Here is a 21912-nt window from a genome sequence, read left to right as displayed (position 1 = left end):
AGAATGTCTCCAACTTCGTCGCATCGGGCAGACGGCATGAGCAGCAAGTACGACGTGCTGGTGATCGGCGGCGGCAATGCGGCGCTGTGCGCGGCGATCGCGGCGCGTCGTGGCGGCGCCTCGGTGCTGGTGCTCGAAGGCGCGCCAAAATTCTATCGCGGCGGCAACACCCGCCACACCCGCAACATGCGCTGCGCCCACGACGCCGCCACCGAAATCCTGACCGGCCCCTACACCGAAGAGGAGTTCTGGGAGGACCTGCTGCGCGTGACCGGCGGGCAGACCGACGAAGTGCTGGCTCGCCACATGATCCGCGAATCCAAGGACATCCTGAACTGGATCGTGGAGCAGGGCGTGCGCTGGCAGCCTTCGCTCGGCGGCACGCTGAGCCTCGGCCGTACCAACTCCTTCTTCCTCGGCGGCGGCCGGGCGATGCTGAATGCGCTCTACCTCACCGCCGAGCGGCTCGGCGTCGATGTCGAATACGATGCCGAGGTCATCGACCTCGTGATCGAGGACGGCATGTTCCTGGCCGCGCGCCTCAAGCGCCCGATCAAGGGCGAGACCGAGATCCGCGCGACGTCGCTGGTCGCCGCGGCCGGCGGGTTCGAGGCGAACATCGAATGGCTGAAGCAATATTGGGGCGAGGCCGCCGACAATTTCCTGATCCGCGGTACGCCCTATAACCGCGGCTCGATCCTGAAGATGCTGCTCGACAAGGGCGTGCAGGAGGTCGGCGATCCCACCCAGTGCCATGCGGTCGCGATCGACGCCCGCGCGCCGAAATTCGACGGCGGCATCATCACCCGCCACGACTCCGTGGTGTTCGGCATCGTGGTCAACAAGCACGCCCAGCGCTTCTACGACGAGGGCGAGGACATCTGGCCGAAGCGCTATGCGATCTGGGGCCGGCTGGTCGCCGCGCAGCCCGACCAGATCGCCTACATCATCTTCGATTCGACTGTCGTCACGAGCTTCATGCCGACGCTGTTTCCGCCGATCGCCGGGCAGACGGTGGCCGAGCTCGCCGGCAAGCTGGAGCTTGATCCGGCCGCGCTGGAAAAGACCGTCACCGAATTCAACGCCGCGGTGCGGCCCGGCACCTTCGATCACACCATCCTGGACGACTGCCGCACCGAAGGCATCACGCCGCCGAAGACGCATTGGGCGCGGCGGATCGAGACGCCGCCCTATCTCGCCTATCCGGTGCGGCCCGGCATCACCTTCACCTATCTCGGCACGCGCGTGACCAGGGAGGCGCGGATGCTGATGGCTGACGGCAAGCCGTCGCCGAACATGTTCGCGGCCGGCGAGATCATGGCCGGCAATGTGCTCGGCAAGGGCTATGCGGCGGGCATGGGCATGACCATCGGCAGCGTGTTCGGGCGGATCGCAGGACGGGAAGCGGCACGCCATGCGAAGAACTAGAATGAAGAAAAGACTCTGGGAGGAACCATGTCACGCATTGCGATTGCGTCGATCACGGCATTGCTGATCGTCGGCCAGGCCCGCGCCGCCGAGCCGATCACCCTGCGCGACATGGGTTCGTTCCATGTCGGCGGGCGTCTTGTCGAAATCTCCGGCAAGCCGGTGAAGGAGGTCGTGTTCGCGCCTGGCGGCGTACCGGCCAAGGTCGATCCCAACGGCACCTATCAGGTCGAGCAGATGTACGTGCAATATTTCCTGCCGGCGAACGAGAAGGGTGCCTATCCGCTGCTGATGTGGCACGGCGGCGGACTGACCGGCGTCACCTACGAGACCACGCCTGACGGACGCGAAGGTTGGCTGAACTATTTTCTGCGCAAGGGGTGGGCGGTCTACAATTCCGACGCGGTGGAGCGCGGACGCGCAGGCTGGGCGCAATACCCCGACGTCTTCAAGAGCGAGCCGGTCTTCCTCACCACAGCCAATCCGTTCGAACGTTTCCGCATCGGCGATGGGCCGAATTCCTACGACCCCGATCCCGCCAAGCGAAAGGTGCTCCCGGGCAACCAGTTTCCCGTCGAGGGCTACGAGAATTTCGTCAAGCAGAACGTGCCGCGCTGGACCACGACTGACGATGCGACCATCGCCGCCTATATCGCCGAGATTGATCGCGTCGGCCCCTCGGTGATCCTGTTCCACAGCCAGGCTGGCAGCTTCGGATTCAAGGTCGCGCAGGCCCGGCCTGACAAGGTCAAGGCGCTGATTGCGATCGAGCCGGCCGGCATCGGCGATCCCGCCAGGGCGGATGTGCTGAAGAACATTCCGACCCTCATCATCTACGGTGACTATATCGAGCGCGATTCGCGCTGGCCCAAGATCCGCGCCAACGGCATCGCCTTCGCGGACGCCATCAAGGCGGCTGGCGGCAGCGTCGATATCGTCGACCTCCCGCAGGCCGGCATCAAGGGCAATTCGCATCTGGTGATGATGGACAAGAACAACCTCGAGGTCGCAGCCCTGATCCAGAAATGGCTCGAGGGAAAGGGCCTGACGAAGTAAAGCTATGCACGGAACCCAAATTTTGGACGAAGCCGACCGTCTGATGACGGTCTGCAATTCCTGCCGCTATTGCGAGGGATTGTGCGCGGTGTTCCCGGCGATGGAGATGCGCCGTGCGTTCTCCGACGGCGACCTCAACTATCTCGCCAACCTTTGCCATGCCTGCGGCGCCTGCTACGTCGATTGCCAGTTCTCGCCGCCGCACGAATTCAACGTCAACGTCCCGAAGACGCTCGCGGTCGCGCGCGCGGAGTCCTATGCGGCCTATGCCTGGCCGCAGGCGCTGTCCGGCGCCTTCGCGCGCAATGGTCTCGTCATCAGCATCGTCGCCGCGCTCAGCATGGCGCTCTTCATCCTCGGCTTCGCCGCCCTGAACGACCGCGGCGTGCTGTTCGGTGTCCATACGGGGCCGGGCGCATTCTACAGACTGATGCCGCACAATGCGATGGCCGCGCTGTTCAGCGCCGCGTTCCTCTATTCCATCCTCGCGCTGGTCATGAGCGTGCGCGCCTTCTGGCGCGATATCGGCACGCCGATCGGCGGCCGCGCCGACGGAAGTTCGATTGTCCAGGCGATCCGCGATGCCGGTGAGCTGCGCTATCTCCATGGCGGCGGCGTCGGCTGTTACAACGAGGACGACAAGCCGACCGACCGGCGCAAGCTTTTCCATCACCTGACGTTCTACGGCTTCCTGCTGTGCTTTGGCGCGACGTCTGTCGCCACGCTCTATCACTATCTCCTTGGACGCGAGGCGCCGTATCCGTGGTGGGATCTGCCCGTCGTGCTCGGTGCGCTCGGCGGCATCGGCCTCATCGTCGGGCCGATCGGCCTGTTCGTCGCGAGATTGCGCAGGGCGCCGGAATTGCTCGACGAGCAGCGCTACGGCATGGATGTCGGCTTCATCGCCATGCTGTTCCTGACCGGGCTCACCGGCATGCTGCTTCTGATCCTGCGCGAGACGGCCGCCATGGGACCGCTGCTGGCGCTGCATCTCGGCGCGGTGTTCGCGCTGTTCATCACCATGCCCTACGGCAAGTTCGTGCACGGCATCTATCGCTTCGCGGCGCTGGTGCGCTATGCACAGGAACGGCGGACGGCGCCGTGACCCGTTACCCCGACTGAAAACGGCCTTCACGCAGGAAGGCGATCGTCTGTGCGATCGCGGCGGCGTGACGCGGCAGCCCGGTGTGGGATGCCTTCACCACGATATGGTAGGCCATGCCGGCCAGCATCGCGCTTTGCACCGACACCCGGCCGTCGTTGGGCTTCGGCAGGACGAACAGGCCGGCGACGGGATCGATGAAGCGGCTTCCTGCGATCACGCCGACGGGATAATCCACAGCGGGCAGGGCGTCCGGCTGGGCCACAGTGGTGAGCTCGAGTCCGGCGGGTCCGTAGAATGCGCGGTAGAGGCGAGATCCGCTCAGGAGATCGGCGACCTCACTGCCGCCGTTCGGCGTGCCCAGCATCACGATTCCGGCAAGCCTGGCCGGCCGGTATTTTGCGATGTAGGCGCGCGCCACGAGGCCGCCCATCGAATGCGCGACGAAATGCAGCGGCGCGTCACGTTCGGCGAAGCTGACGATGGCCGGATGGATGTCGTCCGCGAGCGCTGCGATCGGCCTGCTGCGGCTGGCATAGTCGATGTTGAGCGTCGCGAACCCGCTCGCCTGAAGCTCCCGTTCGAGCCTGGTCAGGGATGCCGAGGTGCGCGCGATGCCGTGGAGCAAAACCACTCCCGGGCGTCGCGCGCTGCCTGTTTCAGGCGCCTCGTGCATCCGGCTTACGCCACCTCGCGTTCCGGCGGGGACGCCTGCTCACGGGCCATCGTCGTTGCCGTGACATAGTCGGTCTTGCCGGTGCCGAGCAGCGGCACCTTGTCGACCACCATGATCGCGGCGGGAACGGTCAGCTCGGAGGCGCCGATCGCCTTGGCCTGGCCCTGCATCGCGCTGCGCTCGGCGTTCTTTTCCGTCGTCAGCAGCACGATGCGCTCGCCCTTGCGCGGGTCGGGGATCGACACGGCGACCGAGCCGGCCTGCGGCCACAGCGTCGCTGCGATGCTTTCGACCGCCGACAGCGAGACCATTTCGCCTGCGATCTTGGCAAAGCGCTTGGCGCGGCCCTTGATGGTGATGAAGCCGGCCGCGTCGATCGCCACGATGTCGCCGGTGTCGTGCCAGCCCTCCGCGAGCACCTCGAGCACGCCGGGATTTTCGGCCCGCAAGTAGCCGAGCATCACGTTCGGTCCGCGCACCGAGAGGCGGCCACCTTCTTCGATGCCGGGGACCGGATCGAGGCGGCTTTCCATCAGCGGCGACAGGCGGCCGACGGTGCCGGGGCGGTTGGCCATCGGCGTGTTCATCGCCAGCACCGGCGCGGTCTCGGTGACGCCATAGCCTTCGAAGATGCGGATGCCGTAGCGCTCCATGAACACCTGCCGCGTGCGATCCTTGACCGCTTCGGCGCCGGCGATCACGAGACGTAAGGTGCGGAAGTCGTAGGCATGCGCCGAGCGCGCATAGCCGGTGAGGAACGTATCGGTGCCGAACAGGATCGTGGCGCCGGTCTGGTAGATCAGCTCCGGCACGATCCGGTAGTGCAGCGGCGAGGGGTACATGTAGATCGGAATACCCGCGAGCAGCGGCATCATCATTCCGCCGGTCAGCCCGAAGGAATGGAACACCGGCAGCACGTTGAACACCTTGTCGTTGGCGTTGGCATCGACGCGCGCCAGCGCCTGTGCGGCGTTGGCAAGGATGTTGCGGTGGGACAGCACCACGCCCTTGGGCGTGCCTTCCGAGCCCGACGTGAACAGCACGACGGCCGGATCGTTGGCCTGGCGGGTGACACGCGGCGCGGTACCTGCGAGCAGGCCTTTGATCTTGTCGGCCGTCCCGATCGAGGCGCGGACATCCTCGAGATAGACGATTCGGGCCTCCGCGGAGATCGCGGCCATCAACTTGTCGAGCTTGCCCTTCTCGATGAAGGCCTTCGAGGTCAGCACGGTCTTGACCTGCGCGGCCCTCATGGCGGCAAGCACGTTGACCGGGCCGGCCGAGAAGTTGAGCATGGCCGGCACCCGGCCGATGTTTTGCAGCGCCATGAAGACGACGGCGACGCCCGCGGAATTCGGCAGCAGCACGCCGACATTCTCGCCGACGGAGGTGCAGTCTTCCAGCTTCCGGCTCAAGACCTGCGCGCCCAGGATCAGCTTGCGATAGGTCAGCTTGGTGCCGAGCGCGTCCTCGACGATGACCTTGCCGGTGTCGCGGTCGCGATAGGCGTGTCCGAGCGCTTCGAACAGCGTGTGATCGAGCATGGCGTTCTTGACGAGAGCGTCGATCATCACGTCCTGGAGCGCGGCGCCGGCGGCATTGCGGCGCGCCTTGCCCTTCAGCGACGGATCGACCGGCAGCTTGACCGGCGGCAGGATCGTGACCGTCACCCGCGGAAACCACGAGCGCTTGATCTGGCTGCTGTCGAGATAGCTGAGATGTGAGCGCTGCGCGCCTTCGATGCGCACCGGCACGACCACCGCGTCGGCCTTGTCGGCGATCATCGCGGTGCCGTCATAGACCTTCATCAGCGAGCCGGAGACGGTGATGCGTCCTTCCGGGAAGATCACCACCGGCTCGCCGGCGGCGACCAGCTTGATCAAGTCGCGCGCGGCCAGCGGCTTGGTCGGGTCCATGGTGTAGTGCTTCACCACCCGCAGGAACGGCTTGGCCCACCAGGCCTTGGAGATGCCGGTATCGACCGCGAAGCTCGCGTCGATCGGCAGCACGGCGTGCAACAGCGGGCCGTCGATCAGGCTGACATGGTTCGGCGCGATCAGCATGCGCGTGCCGGCAGGCGGCAGGTTCTCGAGCCCGCGAACCTCGGTGCGGAACAGCGCGCGGAACAAGAGCCCGCCGAAGTCGCGCACGCCTTCCTTGCCCCACTTGGTCAGCACGAACCACACCGCGCCGAAGCTGGCGACGCCGAGGCCGAAAAAGATCCAGCCGACATGCAATCCGCCCGCCTGCAACAGCGCGACGAACAGCGAGCCGACCACCATGAAGGCGGCTTGCAACACGTTGCCGGCGGCGATGATGCGGGCGCGCTCGGACGGTGCCGACCAGGCCTGCACGGCGGCGAAGGACGGGACGACGAACAAGCCGCCGCCGAATGCGAAGGCGACGAAGTCGATCAGCATGCGCAGGCCCGCGAACGAGGTTGCGAAGTCGAGCGCGGTGATCTCGTGTCCCTTGCTGGTCACGCCGATGGCCCAGGCGAGGTCGAGGCCGGCAAACCCCATGATGATGGCGCCGATCGGCACCAGCGCGAGGTTCGGGCGAACGTGGCTCAGTTGCGCCGCGAACAGCGAGCCGATGGCGATGCCGATCGCGAAGATGGCCAGACACAGCGTCACCACGCCTTCGGTGCCGCCGACGACCTCCTTGACCAGCGACGGCAGCAGCGACAGCACGATGGCGCCGACCAGCCAGAACCAGGAGACGATGACGGTGCCGTCCCACAGCCGGTGATCGGCATGGAGCGTCTTCAGCAGGCCAAGCGTCGAGGTCCAGGGATTGGCGTCGACGGGCAGATCGGGCGCGGATGGCGTGGTCGCCGGGATGCGCGAGGCGAAGGCCCAGGACAATAGGGCCAGCACGACCACGGCCGACGCGACCCAGCCCATATGGGCGGAGCCGGCCACGAACTGGCCGCCGGCGACGGTGCCGAGCAGGATGGCCATGAAGGTCGCGCCTTCCACCAGCGCGTTGCCGGTCGCGAGCTCGCCGAGCTCGAGCTGGTCCGGCAGCATGGAATATTTCACGGGGCCGAACAGGGCGGCGATGATGCCGAACAGCGCGAGCGCTGCGAACAACAGCGGCACCGAATGCAGGAAGAAGCCGGCGGCGGCGAAGCCCGCGGCGAAGATCTCGGCGAATTTGAGCCGCCTTGCGACGACGGATTTGACGTATTTGTCGGCGAGCTGTCCGCCGAGCCCGGACAGGATGAAATAGGGGAAGATGAAGACGGCGCCTGCCACCGTCACCAGAGCATCGCCATGGCCGGTTGCGGCGCTGTAGAGCAAGATGATGACGAGTGCGTTCTTGAGCACGTTGTCATTGAGCGCCGAGAAGAACTGCGCCCAGAACAGCGGCGCGAAGCGGCGTGACGACATCAATTCCCTGATCATGACTAGTCCTGTTTTGGAAAGGCAGCCTGAGGTTGTTTCGGTGGCGGTAAAAGCGTCACGACCGGAAGGGCATGGGACGAACGATTGCAGGGTGACGATTGTCGTCGGCCTGCCTCTGTCCCCTCGATCCCTCCGATCCTGTTGGTCTCCAAATGGTCTCGTTAGGTTCGCAAATTTCCGGTTGCGGCCGCGTCGGCTTTGGGTGGAAGGGCCGCGCTGACCCGGATATGCGACGGGCCGTGAGCAAAAACTGAACCGTACCGGTAAGGCCCGCGACATCGGCTGCGAATGTCGGCAAATGGTAAGTCCTTCATTGCAGCCTTTTCTTGCATTCGAACCGCTTCGCGGCGCGCGCCTCAGGTGAGATGGGCGAGGTGGCGAAAGGGTGAGAAGCGACCAAGCAGGCTGGACCTGCGGCCTTCGCGGCGGGCGCGGCTACGGTTGGCGCGCCACATCCGGAACGTCGCGCGACGCTCAGCGAGCACGCCGGCAATGTCGCAGGCATTGGCGATGCGATCGATCGGCGCCATCGCGCGCTTGAGGGCGGCCCGGCCAAGGCCGGTCACGAGGGCGGCGGCGTCATCGATGAAGGTGGCGGCGATATCAACAGCGAGGGTTTGCATTTTGCAGGTCTCCAGGTTAATTTGAACAATGTTCACATGAGTAGCTTGAAAATGAACAATGTTCAAGAAGAATCGTTGCGGGACCAGAAAAAAAATCGGCGGCGGCTCCTGATCCTGGAGATCGCCCGCACCATAATTTCAACTAAGGGATTGAAATCACTGAAGGTTCGTGACGTCGCCGAAGCCGCCGGCTGCTCGGTCGGCAGCGTCTATAACGAGTTCGGCGACTTCGACGGGGTGATCCTGACCGTCAATCAGGAGACGGTTCAGGCGCTCACGGCGCGGCTTGCCGGGGTTTCGGCCGAGGATCCGGTTCGCCAGCTCTACGGGCTTGCCGAGACCTATCTCGAATTCTTCGCGGAGCACGCCAATTTGCTGCGTTCGCTGTTCGAGCATCGGATGGAGGACGATCGCCCCTATCCGGACGACATCCTTCAGATGGTGATGGACGCGTTCGCGCTGATGCACCCGCCTCTGGTGCGGCTGCTACCGGATGCGGATGACGTGAAGATAGCGCTGCTGTCGCGCACCCTGTTTTCGGCGGTGCACGGCATCATCTCGCTCGGTCTCGAGGAGCGCATGGTGGCCGTGCCGCCCCAGTTGCTGCGCCAGCAGGTTGAGCAGTTCCTCGACGCGCACCTCGCGGGCCTCGGGATTCTGCCTTTGCGGTGACAGGGCAAGGCAGCCTCAGGCGCGTGCAGCTTCGCGTGGCCGCGCTGCAATGAGGACGACGTCGGGCCGCACTCCGTCGACCTGAACCCGGTTGCGTCCCTTTTCCTTGGCGCGATAGCAGGCGGCATCCGCGCGCCGCATCGCGTCCTCGAGCGTGGTGTCGCGGTCGGTGATGCAGGTGACGCCGATGCTGGCGGTCACTGCAAAGCAGCGATCGTCCCAGGCGAAGCTGAACAGCTCGAGCGATCGCCGCAGCCGTTCGGCGATGTCGGCTGCGTCGAACGGCGAGCACTGCGGCAGGATCAGGCCGAATTCGTCGCCGCCGAGCCGGGCCACCAGATCATGCGGCCGCCTGTCCTGTTGCAGGAGGCGCGAGACCTGGCAGAGCAGGCGGTCGCCCGCAAGATGGCCGCAGCTGTCGTTGACGTTCTTGAACTGGTCGAGGTCGAGCAGGATCAGGCCCAGCGAGCCTGCCGCGACATTGTCCAGCTCGCCTTGCAGGCGCGCCTCGAAGGCGCGGCGGTTGGCAAGGCCTGTCAGCCAGTCGTGCGAAGCCTGCCAGGCCAGGCGCTCCTTCTCGGCATGCAGGGCATCCTCGAACGCCTGTCGTTCAGCACCAATCGCCGCGTATGCCAGATCAGCAGCAGGATCAGCGTCACGGCGGTGACGATGTTGATGCAGGTCAGCGTCAACTTGATCGCGCGGGAGCCTTCGCCCAGGACCGTGGAGAAGCGGTTCGCATGCACCGTGAACTGGGTGTTGAGCTCCGAGAGCCGCAACGACAGGAATTGCAGGCGGCTGCCGTCCCGAACCGGGCCGTTCTCCAGCTCCGACCGGATGACCTCGCCGAATACGCTCAGCTCCAGCAGCATGGGATCGGTGGCGGCCCACTCGCGGATGGCTTCCTGGAGAAAGCTGACGCGGTTGAAATAACGAAACAGCCAGATCAATCCGGGAACGTCATCGGGATGGTTGCCGCCCTGCAGGAAGCCGATGCGGGCGGCCTCGACGTCGACCGGATCGCGCTCGAGCGCCCAGCGCGCGAACTGGTCGCCGATGGGGACGGCGAGCGAGGCCCGGTATTGCGCGAACTGGCTCGGCTCGCCCGAATGCAGATAGCGATTGAGGAAATAGACGGCATTCTTCTGCGAGCGCGACCACAGCGCTTCGCCCGCGACATAGGCGCGGACCGATGACATCACCTCGAGGCTGAATCCCGCAATCGTCGCCTGGAGGACAACGACCATCACGAAAGGCGAGACGAGCTTGATGACGTGAAGGAAGCTGTGCCCCTTCGTCGACGTCGATGTTCTCCGAAACACCCTTAGTTCCCCAAATCGATCAACGACCCCAGTCGAGCGTTGCGCCTGCAACGCCAAGTAGAGGAGATGGTTGCTTAACTCGACCTGAAAGAGACGAGGGACTGCATCGCAGGGTGAAGGCGTCGTGAAGTGGATGCGTGCAGATCGTTGCAAATGCCGACAAACCGGAACCGGTGCGGCATCGGCGAACCAATGCCTCGCATTTGTCCTGCGCGGTTTACTTGATCGAGAGAGTTGGGGCCGGTGCTAGACCAGCACCGGCTTGCGCACGCGGCCGACGTCGCCGAACACCCGCAGGTAACGCTCGATTTCCGACGGAAGGCCGGTCGCCTTCTCCGGATTGTCGGAGAGCTTGACGGCCGGGTGGCCGTCGGCCGACGACACCTTGCAGACCAGCGAGATCGGATCGAGATTGAACGAGCCGTCCGGGGTGCAGCCCACGAAGTCGTTGGTGAGGTTGGTGCCCCAGCCGAAGGAGAGCCGCACGCGGCCTGTGAAGTGGTGATAGGTCTCCTCGATCGAGCCGACGTCCATCGCGTCGGAAAAGACGAGCAGCTTGTCCCTGGGGTTGCGGCCCTTCTTCTCCCACCAGGCGATGATCTCCTCGCCGGCCTGGATTGGCGGCGCGCTGTCGGGGCGGAAGCCGGTCCAGTCGGCGACCCATTCCGGCGCATCGCGCAGGAAAGCCTTTGTGCCGAAGGCGTCGGGCAGCGCGATCAGCAAATTGCCGCCATAGGTCTGACGCCACTGGTCGAGGATGCGATAGGGCGCCCAGCGCAACTCCTCGTCGTCCTTGGCGAGCGCGGCCGCGACCATCGGCAGCTCGTGCGCGTTGGTGCCGATGGCTTCGAGATCGTTGTCCATCGCGAGCAGCACGTTGGAGGTGCCGATGAAGGATGAGCCCAGGCCTTCCTTCACCGCCTCGACGCACCAGCGCTGCCAGAGAAAGCCGTGACGGCGGCGGGTGCCGAAGTCGGAGAGCCTCAAATTCTCCAGCTTGCGCAGCCGCTCGACCTTGGTCCACAGCTTGGCCTTGGCGCGGGCATAGAGCACGTCGAGCTCGAAGCGGCCGCGGCCCTTGATCGCCGCGCGCGAGCGCAGCTCGTTCAGGATCGCGAGCGCCGGAATCTCCCACATCGTGGTGTGGGTCCACGGCCCGTGGAAATGTATTTCGTACTGGCCTTCGACCTTGCGCAGCTCGTATTCGGGCAGGCGGAATTCGGCGAGCCAGCGGATGAAATCCGCCGAGAACATGTGGGTCTTGCCGTAGAAGGTGTTACCGGCAAGCCAGATCAGCTCTTTCTTGGTGAAGCGGATGGTGCGGGCGTGGTCGAGCTGGGCGCGCAGCTCGCCCTCGTCGATGATCTCGGCGAGCCGCACGTGGCGCGAGCGGTTGATGACCGAGAAGGTCACCCGCCGATCCGGGTAGTCCTCCCGAATCATCTGTAACATCAATAGCTTGTAAAAGTCGGTATCCAGCAGGCTGCGGATGATGGGATCCAGCCGCCAGCTGTGATTGTAGGTCCGGCTCGCAATATCGGTCACTGTCATGGGGCAATTCTAGCGTGGCTGCCGCAGGGCAACCAGTGGGTTCGGCGGAGGGCAGGCTTCCGCGAACCGTGACCGAGGCTCAGTCTCCCGCGGCCGTCGCCGCCACGGTCTCGAGCTGGCTCCTGACCCAGCGATGGGCCGGGTCCTTCTGGTAGCGCTGGTGCCAGACCATGAACATCGGCAGCTCGGCCAGCGTCCGGGTGCGTGAGGCCAGCGGAATTCGCGTTTGCGCGAAGCCCCCCATCACTCCCGAGGCGAGCAGGCTCGGCATGCTCGCGAGCATCTGTGAGCCGCGCAGGAACGACGGTACGCCGGAGAAGCTCGGCACGGAGATGGCGATGTCGCGGTGGAAGCCGTTCGCCGCCAGCCGGCGGTCGAAGTCGAGCCGCTCATTGTCGGTATAGACCACGGTGATGTGGCGTGCTGCGAGATAGGCGCTGCGGCCGGCGGGCGCAGTGCGCGCCTTGGGATCGAAATAGCAGACGTAGTGATCGCTGAGCAGGCGCTTCTGCACGATGTCGATGCCGGATGGCGGCAGCGGCGTGATCAGGAGATCGCAGCGGTTCTCGCGCAGCATCGCGGGCGAGGGCGATTGCGAGGGGATCACGCGCAGGTTCAGGCTCTTCACCTGGCCGGTGACATGGCCGAAGAAGCGCGGCAGCAGGAGGTCGCGCTGGAAGTCGTTGGCGGCGATCGTCAGCGAGAGCTGGGCCTGCGCCGGCTCGAAGCTGACGCCGCCGGCAAAGCTGCGCATCTCGTCGATCAGCGCGCGCGCCTTCGCGGCCAATGCCTGCGCATGTGCGGTGGCGACGATGCCGCGGCCCGATTTGGCGAACAGCGGATCGCCGGCGATCCGCCGCAGCTTGTTCAGGGCGTGGCTGACCGCGGATTGCGTCAGGCCGAGCCGCGTTGCGGCCGCCGTCACCGAGCCTTCCTCCAGCACGGCAAGGAACAATTCGAGGGCGTGGCCGTCGAGGGCCAAATGATCGATTTTTTTCATGGAATTCATTATAATCGATCTATTTATCTTGAGAATAGGTGGCGGCATTATCGTTCAATAAGCCGCGCACCCGGACCCCGGGATGCCCTAGGGAGAGACAACGCCGATGAATGCCCAGGCGCCAGCCTTGCAGGATCCCCGCCTCAACCGCCCCGAGCCGTTCGCCTCGCCGCTCGGCGACGGCGGCTTCTTCCAGCGCGACCGCTCCATCCATCCGCCGGCCCATGCGCCGGGCTACAAATCCTCGGTGCTGCGCTCGCCGCGCCAGTCGCTGTTGTCGCTGGAGAACTCGGTCTCGGAGATCACCGGGCCGGTGTTCGGCCACAACGATCTCGGCCCGCTCGACAACGACCTGATCCGCAACTACGCCAAGGACGGCGATCCCGTCGGCGAACGCATCATCGTCCACGGCCGCGTGCTGGACGAGACCGGCCGCGGCGTGCCGAACACTCTGGTCGAATTCTGGCAGGCCAATGCCGGCGGCCGCTACCGGCACAAGAAGGACACGTATCTGGCGCCGATCGATCCGAATTTCGGCGGCTGCGGCCGCGCGCTGACCGACGACACCGGCTATTACTATTTCCGCACCGTGAAGCCCGGGCCCTATCCCTGGCGCAACTACGTCAACAGCTGGCGGCCCGCCCATATCCACTTCTCGGTGTTCGGCTCGGGCTTTGCGCAGCGGCTGATCACGCAGATGTATTTCGAGGGCGATCCCCTCATCCCGATCTGCCCGATCCTGACGACGATCCCGGACAAGGATGCGCTCGACCGCCTGGTCGCGCCGCTCGACCTCAACGCCTCGACGCCGTTCGATTCGCTCGCCTACCGTTTCGACATCGTTCTGCGCGGCCAGCGCTCCACCTATTTTGAAAATCGCACCGAGGGGAACTGAGCCAATGCCGCAGCCGCTCAACTATCTCAAGGAAACCGCCTCGCAGACCGCCGGCCCCTACGTCCACATCGGCCTGATCCCGGCCATGGCCGGCTTCGATATTTTCGAGAAGAACTTTTCCAACGTGCTGGTGACGCCGAACACGCAAGGCGAACGCATCACGCTGGAAGGCAGGGTGCTCGACGGCACCGGTACGCCGCTGCGCGACGTGCTGCTGGAAATCTGGCAGGCCAATGCGGCCGGCCGCTACAATCATCCGGCCGACCGCTCGGCCGGCGCGCTGGAGCAGGAGTTTCGCGGCTGGGGCCGCGCCGGCTCCGACTTCGACAGCGGGCTCGTGACCTTCGAGACCATCAAGCCCGGCGCCATCACCGACAAGGCGGGCCGCAAATGCGCGCCGCACGTCAATGTCTGGATCGTCGCGCGCGGCATCAATATCGGTCTCAACACGCGGCTGTATTTCTCGGATGAAGAGGCCGCCAACGCCGCCGACCCCGTGCTCAACCTGATCGAACAGCCGACCCGGCGCAAGACATTGATCGCAACGCGAAGCGAGCGCGCCGGCAAGGTCGTGTATTCCTTCACGATCAATTTGCAGGGGCCCGAGGAGACCGTGTTCTTCGACGTCTGAGAGTCGGGCGGCCTTCCGCAGGATCACTCCACCTGGTCGCCGCGATCGATCGCTCCGCGCGCGAGGAATTGCGGCGACTGACGCATCTCGCGCGATCCCGGCCGATTGGCCGGATCGCGCCCCACTTTTGGTTTCAGTTCTGCCAAATCGATGAATACGTCCGCCTGTCGGCGCAGGTCGTCGGCGACCATGGCTGGCTGAGTGGAGAGTGTGGAGACGACCGTCACGCGGACACCGCGGCGTTGCAGGGCTTCCACCAGCGAACGAAAATTCCCATCGCCCGAGAACAGCACGATCTGATCGACGTGCCCGGCGAGCTCCATCGCATTTACGGCGAGATCGACATCCATGCTGCCCTTCACCTTGCGGCGGCCGGTGATGGCGTCGACGAATTCCTTCGTGAGCTTGGTGACGACGGTGTATCCGTTATAGCCGAGCCAATCGATCAACGGGCGGATCGACGAATACTCCTGATCCTCGACGACGGTCGTGTAGTAGAAGGCCCGCAAGAGCGCACCTCGGCTTTGGAATTCGCCGAGCAGACGCCTGTAGTCGATATCGAAGCCGAGCGCCTTGGAGGTGGCATGGAGATTGGAGCCATCGATAAAGAGTGCGATCTTCTCAATCGAAGGCATTATGCAAAAATCTCCCGTTGCACGCGAAAGGCGGCCGGTCCAACCGCCAGGTCGCGGTGTGTCGGCCGGAAAAACATTGAAGGCACCGATGGCTTGCTGAAAAAGCAGCGCAGACGACCGGACAGGGGCGGCCGTCTTGCGCCTAGGTTAGGGAGGTTCCAAATGCCACCAGCGCCAGGGCGCCGAATGCAGCCAGGGTAAGGCGCGCGCATTCCCCGCTCAATTGTACTGAGGTAAGGGGCCCCTATCCAAAGGATAGGACCCCATATACGAAGGTAAGTGGCTGCGCTGGCAACAAAGGCCGTTGCGGTTCGCAGCGTGGGGCTGTTCGATCGGCCGATGGGTCAGCCTTCATCGCCATGCAGCTGGGTGCGAAAGGCGCGCGGCGAGAGCCCCGTGGCGGCAGCATAGACCCGGCTGAAATAGGCGGGGTCCTCGAAGCCGAGCGCGTAGGCGATCGTCGAGACCGGCAGGTTGGTGTAGACGAGGTTGCGCCGCGCCTCGCGGATCAGGCGGTTCAGGATCAGGTGCGAGGCGGTGTCGCCAGTCGCCGCCCGTGTCACCCGGTTGAGATGGGTCGGCGTGATCGACAGCGCGCCTGCGTAGTCCGCGACGCTCCAGCGTTCCAGATGATGCTGCTCAAGCAGCGCCTCGAAGCGGCGAAACAGGCCGGATTCGGCGGTGCCATTGCCACCGCTTTCGCTCGTGAGCGCGCGGGCCACCAGCCCGATCATGGCTGCCGACAAGGCACGCAGCACATGCGCGCGGCCGAAATCGCGGGCGGCGTGTTCGGCGAAGATCTGCTTCATAGTGGCGCGGATCTGCGGCGTGCTGCGCACCACGCCGGATCGTGACAGGGCGCCGCGCAGGCCTTCGGCGGCGAGCAGCGCCTCGTCCAGGATCTCCGCCGCGATGGTCAGCACCCAGCCTTGGGTCTCAGGCACGAAGCGGAACCCGTGGACGTGTCCGATGGGTACGTTGACGATCTGCATCGGCCTTAACGGCACCACGCGTCCGTCGAGCGTCGCCTCGCCGCCGCCGCGCTCGATCAGCAGCACCTGGTGCAGCCGGGCATGGCGGTGCACGGCCAGGGTCCAGTCGTGAAGCACGGAGCGGGACGCGATCGTCTCGCAATGCACGACGTCCGGCAGGTCGCCGGACTCGCCGAACAGATTGTAGACCCGGATCGCGGGGGCAGGGGCGGCGCTTCTCATGTTCGAATAGTACAAGACAAAGACGAAACCCTCCATCGGTTTGCGCAGTTGAATCTGCAAAAAAGTGCCGACGGGAGGACGCAAAAATGAAAGTTCAGGTCTGTATCATCGGCGGCGGGCCGTCCGGGCTGCTCTTGTCCCAGCTTCTGCATCTGAAGGGCATCGACACGGTCGTGCTGGAGAAATACAGCCGTGAGCACGTGCTGGCCCGGATCCGCGCCGGCGTGCTCGAGCACGGTTTCGCAAAACTGATGCGCGAGGCGCAATGCGGCGAGCGGATGGACCGCGAAGGCGAGATCCACCGGGGGTTCGAGATCGCCCATGACGGGGTGCTCTCCCAGATCGATCTGCACAAGCACTCCGGCGGCAATTCGGTTCTGGTCTACGGCCAGACCGAGCTGACGCGCGACCTCTACGAGGCACGCGACCGCCTCGGCGGCAAGGTCGTGCATAATGCTGAGGACGTGACGCCGCATGACCTGGCGTCGGACCGCCCCTACGTGACGTACCGATCGAACGACGAGATCGTTCGCGTCGATTGCGACTACATCGTCGGCGCCGACGGCTTTCACGGCGTCAGCCGCAAGTCGATCCCAAAGGACGTGCTGCGCGAATACGAGAAGGTCTATCCGTTCGGCTGGCTCGGTGTGCTGTCGCGCACCAAGCCGGTGTCGCCCGAGCTGATCTATGTGAAGCACGAGCGCGGCTTTGCGCTGTGTTCCCTGCGCTCGCAAGTATTGAGCCGCTACTACATCCAGGTGCCGCTCACCGACAAGGTGGAGGACTGGTCGGACGACGCGTTCTGGGCCGAGCTGAAGCGCCGCCTGCCGGAGCAGGTCGCCGGCCGCCTGATCACGGGGCCCTCGATCGAAAAAAGCATCGCGCCGTTGCGCAGCTTCGTTGCCGAACCGATGAGCTATGGCCGCCTGTTCCTCGCCGGCGATGCCGCCCACATCGTGCCGCCGACCGGCGCGCGCGGGCTGAACAGCGCCGCCTCCGACATCTACTATCTCTATCATGCCATGCTCGCACATTATCAGAGCGGCGATGATTCCGGCCTCGAAGGCTATTCCGCCAAGGCACTGGCGCGGATCTGGAAGGCGCAGCGTTTCTCCTGGTGGATGACGATGCTGCTGCATCGTTTCCCCGATCGTCTCGACTATGAGGATCGTCTTCAGCAGACGGAGCTGGACTATCTGCTCTCGTCCGAGACGGCACAGCGCCTGCTTGCGGAGAATTATGTCGGACTGCCGTTCTAAGCGGGGTGATTTTACCGCACGGACGCTGACTTCCTCCTCTCCCCTTACAAGGGGAAAGGGGGAAGTCGGTGCCCTTGGCTAGCCACGCTACTTCCCTTCGAGCGTGTTGACCGGCGTCCACTCCGGCGGTGGTGGATTTGCGACGAGCGTCCTCGCGCGCTTTGCAAACATGGATGATGGCGGATCGACCGTCGCCGCCCCGTCGAACGCATCGGCCGCCTTCGCAAACTCCCTTGCCCGCCAGCACGCCAACCCTTCCGCATACGCCGCGGTGACCTTCGTCTGCTCGCCGCTCTCCGCGCCTTTCTCCGCTAGCGGCTCGAACACCTTGATCGCCTCGCCGCGGCCCAGCACCCTGATCGCGTCGAGCTCGCGCCAGGCGAAGGCGTCACCTGTCTGCGCCACCGTCGCCTCCGAGGCCATGATCGCGGTGCCGTAATATTTGTTCGCCCCCTCGAGCCGCGAGGCGACGTTCACGGTGTCGCTCATCACGGTGTAGTTGAAGCGGCGGCGGGAGCCGATATTGCCGACCACGGCTTCGCCGCTGTTGAGGCCGATGCGGTGCGACAGGCCGTGACCGGCGAAGGCGGCGTTGTTGGCGTTGAGGTCCGCCAGTTTTTCGTGGCACTTCAGCGCCGCGCGGACGGCGTTGCGCGCGTGGGCGGGATCGTCGGCGGGCGCGCCGAACATGGCGACGATGGAATCGCCGATATATTTGTCGACATAGCCGCCATGGCCTTCGATGATGTCGGTCATGGCGGAGAGATATTCGTTCATCAGCGTGACCAGCTCGCCCGGCGTCATCGTCTCTGCGATCGAGGAGAACCCGCTGAGGTCGGAGAAGAACATGGTGACGTTGCGCATCTCGCCGCCGAGTGCCGGCATCTTGCCGGAGGCAACCATCGTCTCGATCACCTCGGGCGCGAGATAGAATGCAAAGCTCCGGCGCAGGAAGCGCTCGTCGCGATCGGCCAGCATGAAGCGGTAGCCGATCATCATTGCGAGTGCGGCCAGGCTCGCGAGCGCGGGCTCCGTCAAGGGCAGCGCCAGCGCATGCACGAACGCGCCGGTGGCCACGGCGGCGTAAACGGCGGTGAGGGCGAGCCAGGCGATCAACGCGCCGCCAGGTGCGAGCATGCAGGCCGCGCAGGCGATGACCGCCGCGAACGCAATAGTGAGGATGGTCCGCGCCGGAAAGCCGAGCTCGGTCACGGCATCGCGCTCGATCAGGTTTCGGACCGCGGTGGCATGCACGAAGACGCCGGCGATGTCGCTGCGGGCCTTCTGTGCGGCGCCCGCCGGGGCGGGCAGGGCGCATCGTGGCGCGGGCGAGCCGTCATATCCGCGGGACAGGCGCATCGAGGTGAGCTTGCGGTCCTCGAAATTGAGGACGGTGCCGAGCAGGACGACCTTGCCTTCGAAGGCGCGGCGGAAGAAATCGCGGTCGTCCTTCTCGACACAGGCGCGCAGGTCGGCGAAGGAGAAGGTCGGGACGTCGCGTCCCAGCCCCCGAAAGTTGAGCGTCATTGTATTCGGTATCGCGCTCGGGATCGCATAGCCGGACAGCTCGGTCGCGCCGGACGGCGCAATTTCAGGCTTTCCGCCAAGCGCACGCGCAGCGAGCTCCACCGCCATCGCGGGGATCGACCTGCCCTGGATGGCAAAGCTCAACGGCATTCGTCGGATCACGTCGTCGTGGTCGGTGTGGACATTGAGCGCGCGGATGGTGTTGCGCACTGCCACTTGCTGCGCACGATAGGGCACTTCCGGATGGTCATTGCTCAGGATTTCGCCGAGCACCAGCTTGCCGCTGTCGGAGAGCTGCCGGAGCGCGATGAGGTAGTCCCGGTCAAATCCTCTTATGCGACTGCCGAACGACGTATCGCCGAACGGAATCTCCGACTGCTCGATTGAGTTCTTGAAGATGACGTCGAAGCCGATGACCTTGGCGCCGCCTTCGGTGATGCTCCCGAGCACCCGGCCGATCTCGCGTGTCCAGGTCTGCGTCGGCGATCCCTTGAAGGGCGGGGTGTCGTAGGTCTCACCATCGATGGCCACGACGACGACCGGCGATGTCGCGGGATCACGGCGGTCGCCGTCCAGCATGCCGCGCATCGCGGTGAGGATGTCGAGCGACAGGCCTTGCAGCGTCTGAAGCGGCGGAGACGTGAAGACGGCGCCCGCGAGGAGCGCAATCAGGATCGTCGCAACGATGTCCCGCCTTCCGATTCGCCGCATCGCCCCGTCGCAAGCCGCCTATTCGAGCCGCAGCAGGCGGCCGACGATCGGCGTCGGCGATGACGTGGCGCCGGCATCGACCTGGAAGGCATAGCGCTTGGCGCCGAGAATGGCGAGATAGCTGCCGCCGGGGGTCAGCGACTTCCCGGCTTTGGCAAAGTCATAGAACTTGCCGCCGATCATGGTTTCGTTCCTGAGCGGCACGCTGATCGTGGGTTCCTTGCCGTCGGTGCGCTCGATCACCAGCGTGCCGCCGCTCTTGGCCTGCACCAGCGGTGCGACGCCGTAGATCGTCGGCAGCTTGGCCGGCGCGCTCTTGGCGTCCGAGCGCACGGTCCGGAAGGTGGTCGCGGCGCTCTGGTTCGCCTCTCGCTCGGACAGCTGCGCCGCGTTGGTGTCGCAGGGCACCTTGTCCCGCTTGACCTCGCCGAGCTGCACGGTGCTCTGCTCGGTGCCGACCAGGACGACGCCTTCGCTGATCGTCTCGCGCAGGCAGGATTTGAGGTAGCTGAGCGTGATGCTCGCCTTCGGGCCGAGCTTGATGATCTTGCCCGGCGCCACATAGTCCATGAACGCGATGCCGTCGACCTTGCCCTGAACGTCCTCGACGATCGCGGCCGGGGTCTCCGCCAGGGCGGGGGTCGCAACATACAGCGCGCCGACAACGGCGCCGATCAGGCTTCTCATGGGTACTCTCATCCAATTCGACCGCTGCTCTGCCGGTCCCTGTCCTGGTCCGATGTTTAGCAGCGGAGCGCCCAGGCAATGTGACCAGAATCACTCTTAGATATTGGTGCACTCTATCAGGAACGGGTTCAAACCGGCGACCGGAGAAAACAGAGCCGCGGCAAGCTGTTGGCCGGATGGTCAATGTCAGGCGAGCGAAACGGCCTCCGGCGAACGGTCTTCGGCCGGACGGCCCTCAACGGCTCGCTCCACACCAGGAGCGAGCATGGCCTCCGTCTTCTGAAATGGCGCCGCCTGCTGCCCGGCGGCGATCTCCACGACCTCGTCCCAGCGCGACAGAAAAGCCTCGACGCAGGCCGGGTCGAACTGCCGTCCCTGGTTCTCGACCAGGTAATTGCGAGCCACTTCGAGCGGCATCGGCTCTTTATATGGCCGCCGCGTCGTCAGCGCGTCGAAGACGTCGGCGACCGCGACCACGCGTGCGGCAACCGGGATCTCGTCCGTCTTGAGGCCGTTCGGGTAGCCCGCGCCATCCCAGCGCTCGTGATGTCCTGCGGCAATTTGCGCACCGAGCTGGATCAGCTCGCAGCCGGAGTCCGCCAGGATACGCGCGCCGATCATGGCGTGGGTGCGGATCACCGCCATCTCCTCGTCGGTCAGCCGGCCGGGCTTGAGCAGGATATTGTCGGGAATGGCGACCTTGCCGACGTCGTGCAGCGGCGCGGCGAGATAGATGTCGCGGCAGAGCCGGGCCGGCAGGCCGAGCTGCTCGGCGATGATGCGGCTGTAGCGGGCGACCCGCAGGGTGTGCTCGCCGGTGTCGTTGTCGCGGTATTCGACCGCGAGCGCGAGCCGCAGGATAATCTCCTCCTCGCGCTCGCCGAGCTTGCGTGTCGCGGCCGCGACTTCGCTGGCCAGATGCGCGGCGCGATCGTTGAGCTTGCGTACGGCTGCACCAAGCTGAATCAAATTCCGCAGACGCACCGTCATCTCGACGCTCTGCGGCTGCTTGGGCAGGAAATCGGTTGCACCGGCCTGCAGCGCTTCCATCTTCACGTCATCGGTCTGCCGCGACGTGATCATCGCGATCGGGATGTCGGCGCAGCCGGGAAGGGTGCGGAGCGTGCGGATGAAGCTGATGCCGTCCATGTGCGGCATCTCGTAGTCGACCAGCACGAGGTCGAAGACGCGCTCGCGTGCGCAGGCCAGCGCCTGCACGGGATCGAGGAAGGTGGTGGCCTCGACCAGACCTTCGGCCTCGATGTGACGTTTCAGGAAGTTGAGGACGGAGCGGCTGTCGTCAACCAGAAGCGCTTGAGTCAGCATCGGCGGCCGGGGCTCTCTTCGCTGGCAAGGGCACGAACCCACTGCATAACCCGAGCGAATTTAACGCGAAGCAAATGCGCGTGCGTGCGCACGGTGCCGCGGACATGCGCGCCTCGCATGAGATTTCAGCAGGCTATGCAAGGTTGCATGCAGTTGCGCGAAGTCCTTGGGAATGTGACCCGTAGTT

The 21912-nt window shown here is 65.0% G+C and carries 17 protein-coding genes and 1 pseudogene; 7 read left to right on the top strand and 11 right to left on the bottom strand.

The features are described 5' to 3' along the window. The first annotated feature begins 36 nt into the window (after positions 1 to 36). The 3 genes from tcuA to tcuB are packed head-to-tail and all read left to right on the top strand — an operon-like array spanning position 37 to position 3589. Positions 37 to 1428, top strand: coding sequence for an FAD-dependent tricarballylate dehydrogenase TcuA (tcuA, locus tag BM118_RS23565; RefSeq protein ID WP_092187867.1), 1392 nt, complete (start codon positions 37 to 39; stop codon positions 1426 to 1428). Positions 1429 to 1455: 27 nt separating this feature from the next. Further along, the gene (locus BM118_RS23560) at positions 1456 to 2484 is read left to right on the top strand and encodes an alpha/beta hydrolase (RefSeq protein WP_092187866.1); all 1029 of its coding nucleotides are present in this window, start codon (positions 1456 to 1458) and stop codon (positions 2482 to 2484) included. Between the two features lie 4 nt (positions 2485 to 2488). Then, on the top strand, positions 2489 to 3589 hold the full coding sequence (gene tcuB, locus BM118_RS23555; RefSeq protein ID WP_092187865.1) for a tricarballylate utilization 4Fe-4S protein TcuB: 1101 nt from the start codon (positions 2489 to 2491) through the stop codon (positions 3587 to 3589). A 4-nt stretch (positions 3590 to 3593) separates the two neighbouring features. Here tcuB and BM118_RS23550 read toward each other — a convergent pair whose 3' ends face one another. From BM118_RS23550 to BM118_RS23540, 3 genes are all read right to left on the bottom strand, one after another. Then, positions 3594 to 4262 carry an alpha/beta hydrolase family protein gene (locus BM118_RS23550; RefSeq protein ID WP_092187864.1) on the bottom strand — a complete coding sequence of 223 codons (669 nt, stop codon included), beginning with the start codon at positions 4260 to 4262 and terminating at the stop codon, positions 3594 to 3596. Positions 4263 to 4267: 5 nt separating this feature from the next. Further along, positions 4268 to 7672 (bottom strand): acyl-[ACP]--phospholipid O-acyltransferase, encoded by a 3405-nt coding sequence (locus BM118_RS23545; protein WP_092187863.1) that lies wholly within the window; start codon positions 7670 to 7672, stop codon positions 4268 to 4270. A gap of 356 nt (positions 7673 to 8028) precedes the next feature. Continuing rightward, on the bottom strand, positions 8029 to 8295 hold the full coding sequence (locus BM118_RS23540) for a hypothetical protein (RefSeq protein WP_092187862.1): 267 nt from the start codon (positions 8293 to 8295) through the stop codon (positions 8029 to 8031). Between the two features lie 51 nt (positions 8296 to 8346). Here BM118_RS23540 and BM118_RS23535 point away from each other — a divergent pair, with 51 nt between their 5' ends. Further along, entirely contained in the window at positions 8347 to 8967 is a 621-nt protein-coding gene (locus tag BM118_RS23535) for a TetR/AcrR family transcriptional regulator (RefSeq protein WP_092187861.1), read from the top strand. A 15-nt stretch (positions 8968 to 8982) separates the two neighbouring features. Here BM118_RS23535 and BM118_RS42675 read toward each other — a convergent pair. The 3 genes and pseudogenes from BM118_RS42675 to BM118_RS23520 all read right to left on the bottom strand — a co-directional run bounded on the left by BM118_RS42675 (position 8983) and on the right by BM118_RS23520 (position 12849). Beyond that, a pseudogene (locus BM118_RS42675) lies at positions 8983 to 10289 on the bottom strand (GGDEF domain-containing protein). 246 nt (positions 10290 to 10535) lie between these two features. Continuing rightward, positions 10536 to 11840 carry a nicotinate phosphoribosyltransferase gene (gene pncB, locus BM118_RS23525; protein ID WP_092187860.1) on the bottom strand — a complete coding sequence of 435 codons (1305 nt, stop codon included), beginning with the start codon at positions 11838 to 11840 and terminating at the stop codon, positions 10536 to 10538. Between the two features lie 79 nt (positions 11841 to 11919). After that, positions 11920 to 12849, bottom strand: coding sequence for a LysR family transcriptional regulator (locus tag BM118_RS23520; protein ID WP_177234617.1), 930 nt, complete (start codon positions 12847 to 12849; stop codon positions 11920 to 11922). 97 nt (positions 12850 to 12946) lie between these two features. Here BM118_RS23520 and pcaH point away from each other — a divergent pair, with 97 nt between their 5' ends. After that, on the top strand, positions 12947 to 13735 hold the full coding sequence (pcaH, locus tag BM118_RS23515) for a protocatechuate 3,4-dioxygenase subunit beta (protein WP_092187858.1): 789 nt from the start codon (positions 12947 to 12949) through the stop codon (positions 13733 to 13735). 4 nt (positions 13736 to 13739) lie between these two features. After that, on the top strand, positions 13740 to 14366 hold the full coding sequence (pcaG, locus tag BM118_RS23510) for a protocatechuate 3,4-dioxygenase subunit alpha (protein ID WP_092187857.1): 627 nt from the start codon (positions 13740 to 13742) through the stop codon (positions 14364 to 14366). A 23-nt stretch (positions 14367 to 14389) separates the two neighbouring features. On the opposite strand, the gene BM118_RS23505 is transcribed toward pcaG, so the two are convergent. Together BM118_RS23505 and BM118_RS23500 are read right to left on the bottom strand one after the other, a co-directional pair. Further along, positions 14390 to 15001: a LabA-like NYN domain-containing protein gene (locus BM118_RS23505; protein ID WP_092187856.1), complete on the bottom strand. Its 612-nt coding sequence runs from the start codon at positions 14999 to 15001 to the stop codon at positions 14390 to 14392. 344 nt (positions 15002 to 15345) lie between these two features. Next, positions 15346 to 16251 carry a helix-turn-helix domain-containing protein gene (locus BM118_RS23500; protein ID WP_092187855.1) on the bottom strand — a complete coding sequence of 302 codons (906 nt, stop codon included), beginning with the start codon at positions 16249 to 16251 and terminating at the stop codon, positions 15346 to 15348. 50 nt (positions 16252 to 16301) lie between these two features. On the opposite strand from BM118_RS23500, the gene pobA reads away from it, so the two are divergent. Further along, positions 16302 to 17474: a 4-hydroxybenzoate 3-monooxygenase gene (pobA, locus tag BM118_RS23495; RefSeq protein WP_092187854.1), complete on the top strand. Its 1173-nt coding sequence runs from the start codon at positions 16302 to 16304 to the stop codon at positions 17472 to 17474. 87 nt (positions 17475 to 17561) lie between these two features. Here the strand turns inward: pobA and BM118_RS23490 are convergent, their stop codons facing one another. From BM118_RS23490 to BM118_RS23480, 3 genes are all read right to left on the bottom strand, one after another. Then, complete coding sequence (locus BM118_RS23490; protein ID WP_092187853.1) at positions 17562 to 19712, bottom strand: adenylate/guanylate cyclase domain-containing protein; 2151 nt, start codon at positions 19710 to 19712, stop codon at positions 17562 to 17564. An 18-nt stretch (positions 19713 to 19730) separates the two neighbouring features. After that, entirely contained in the window at positions 19731 to 20399 is a 669-nt protein-coding gene (locus BM118_RS23485; protein ID WP_177234616.1) for a hypothetical protein, read from the bottom strand. Positions 20400 to 20585: 186 nt separating this feature from the next. After that, on the bottom strand, positions 20586 to 21725 hold the full coding sequence (locus BM118_RS23480; RefSeq protein WP_092187851.1) for an HD domain-containing phosphohydrolase: 1140 nt from the start codon (positions 21723 to 21725) through the stop codon (positions 20586 to 20588). Positions 21726 to 21912: the final 187 nt, after the last annotated feature.

The sequence above is a fragment of the Bradyrhizobium sp. cf659 genome (assembly GCF_900113725.1).
In the GTDB taxonomy this organism is placed as follows: Bacteria; Pseudomonadota; Alphaproteobacteria; order Rhizobiales; family Xanthobacteraceae; genus Bradyrhizobium.
Note: the sequence above shows the minus strand (reverse complement) of the source record. Positions and strands in the feature narration are given on the sequence as shown.

What these genes read in the sequence shown, in the direction of transcription:
- tcuA (WP_092187867.1), top strand. Translation starts at nt 37, where the DNA reads ATGAGCAGCAAGTACGACGTGCTGGTGATCGGCGGCGGCAATGCGGCG.
- BM118_RS23560 (WP_092187866.1), top strand. Translation starts at nt 1,456, where the DNA reads ATGTCACGCATTGCGATTGCGTCGATCACGGCATTGCTGATCGTCGGC.
- tcuB (WP_092187865.1), top strand. Translation starts at nt 2,489, where the DNA reads ATGCACGGAACCCAAATTTTGGACGAAGCCGACCGTCTGATGACGGTC.
- BM118_RS23550 (WP_092187864.1), bottom strand. Translation starts at nt 4,262, where the DNA reads ATGCACGAGGCGCCTGAAACAGGCAGCGCGCGACGCCCGGGAGTGGTT.
- BM118_RS23545 (WP_092187863.1), bottom strand. Translation starts at nt 7,672, where the DNA reads ATGATCAGGGAATTGATGTCGTCACGCCGCTTCGCGCCGCTGTTCTGG.
- BM118_RS23540 (WP_092187862.1), bottom strand. Translation starts at nt 8,295, where the DNA reads ATGCAAACCCTCGCTGTTGATATCGCCGCCACCTTCATCGATGACGCC.
- BM118_RS23535 (WP_092187861.1), top strand. Translation starts at nt 8,347, where the DNA reads ATGAACAATGTTCAAGAAGAATCGTTGCGGGACCAGAAAAAAAATCGG.
- pncB (WP_092187860.1), bottom strand. Translation starts at nt 11,840, where the DNA reads ATGACAGTGACCGATATTGCGAGCCGGACCTACAATCACAGCTGGCGG.
- BM118_RS23520 (WP_177234617.1), bottom strand. Translation starts at nt 12,849, where the DNA reads ATGAATTCCATGAAAAAAATCGATCATTTGGCCCTCGACGGCCACGCC.
- pcaH (WP_092187858.1), top strand. Translation starts at nt 12,947, where the DNA reads ATGAATGCCCAGGCGCCAGCCTTGCAGGATCCCCGCCTCAACCGCCCC.
- pcaG (WP_092187857.1), top strand. Translation starts at nt 13,740, where the DNA reads ATGCCGCAGCCGCTCAACTATCTCAAGGAAACCGCCTCGCAGACCGCC.
- BM118_RS23505 (WP_092187856.1), bottom strand. Translation starts at nt 15,001, where the DNA reads ATGCCTTCGATTGAGAAGATCGCACTCTTTATCGATGGCTCCAATCTC.
- BM118_RS23500 (WP_092187855.1), bottom strand. Translation starts at nt 16,251, where the DNA reads ATGGAGGGTTTCGTCTTTGTCTTGTACTATTCGAACATGAGAAGCGCC.
- pobA (WP_092187854.1), top strand. Translation starts at nt 16,302, where the DNA reads ATGAAAGTTCAGGTCTGTATCATCGGCGGCGGGCCGTCCGGGCTGCTC.
- BM118_RS23490 (WP_092187853.1), bottom strand. Translation starts at nt 19,712, where the DNA reads ATGCGGCGAATCGGAAGGCGGGACATCGTTGCGACGATCCTGATTGCG.
- BM118_RS23485 (WP_177234616.1), bottom strand. Translation starts at nt 20,399, where the DNA reads ATGAGAAGCCTGATCGGCGCCGTTGTCGGCGCGCTGTATGTTGCGACC.
- BM118_RS23480 (WP_092187851.1), bottom strand. Translation starts at nt 21,725, where the DNA reads ATGCTGACTCAAGCGCTTCTGGTTGACGACAGCCGCTCCGTCCTCAAC.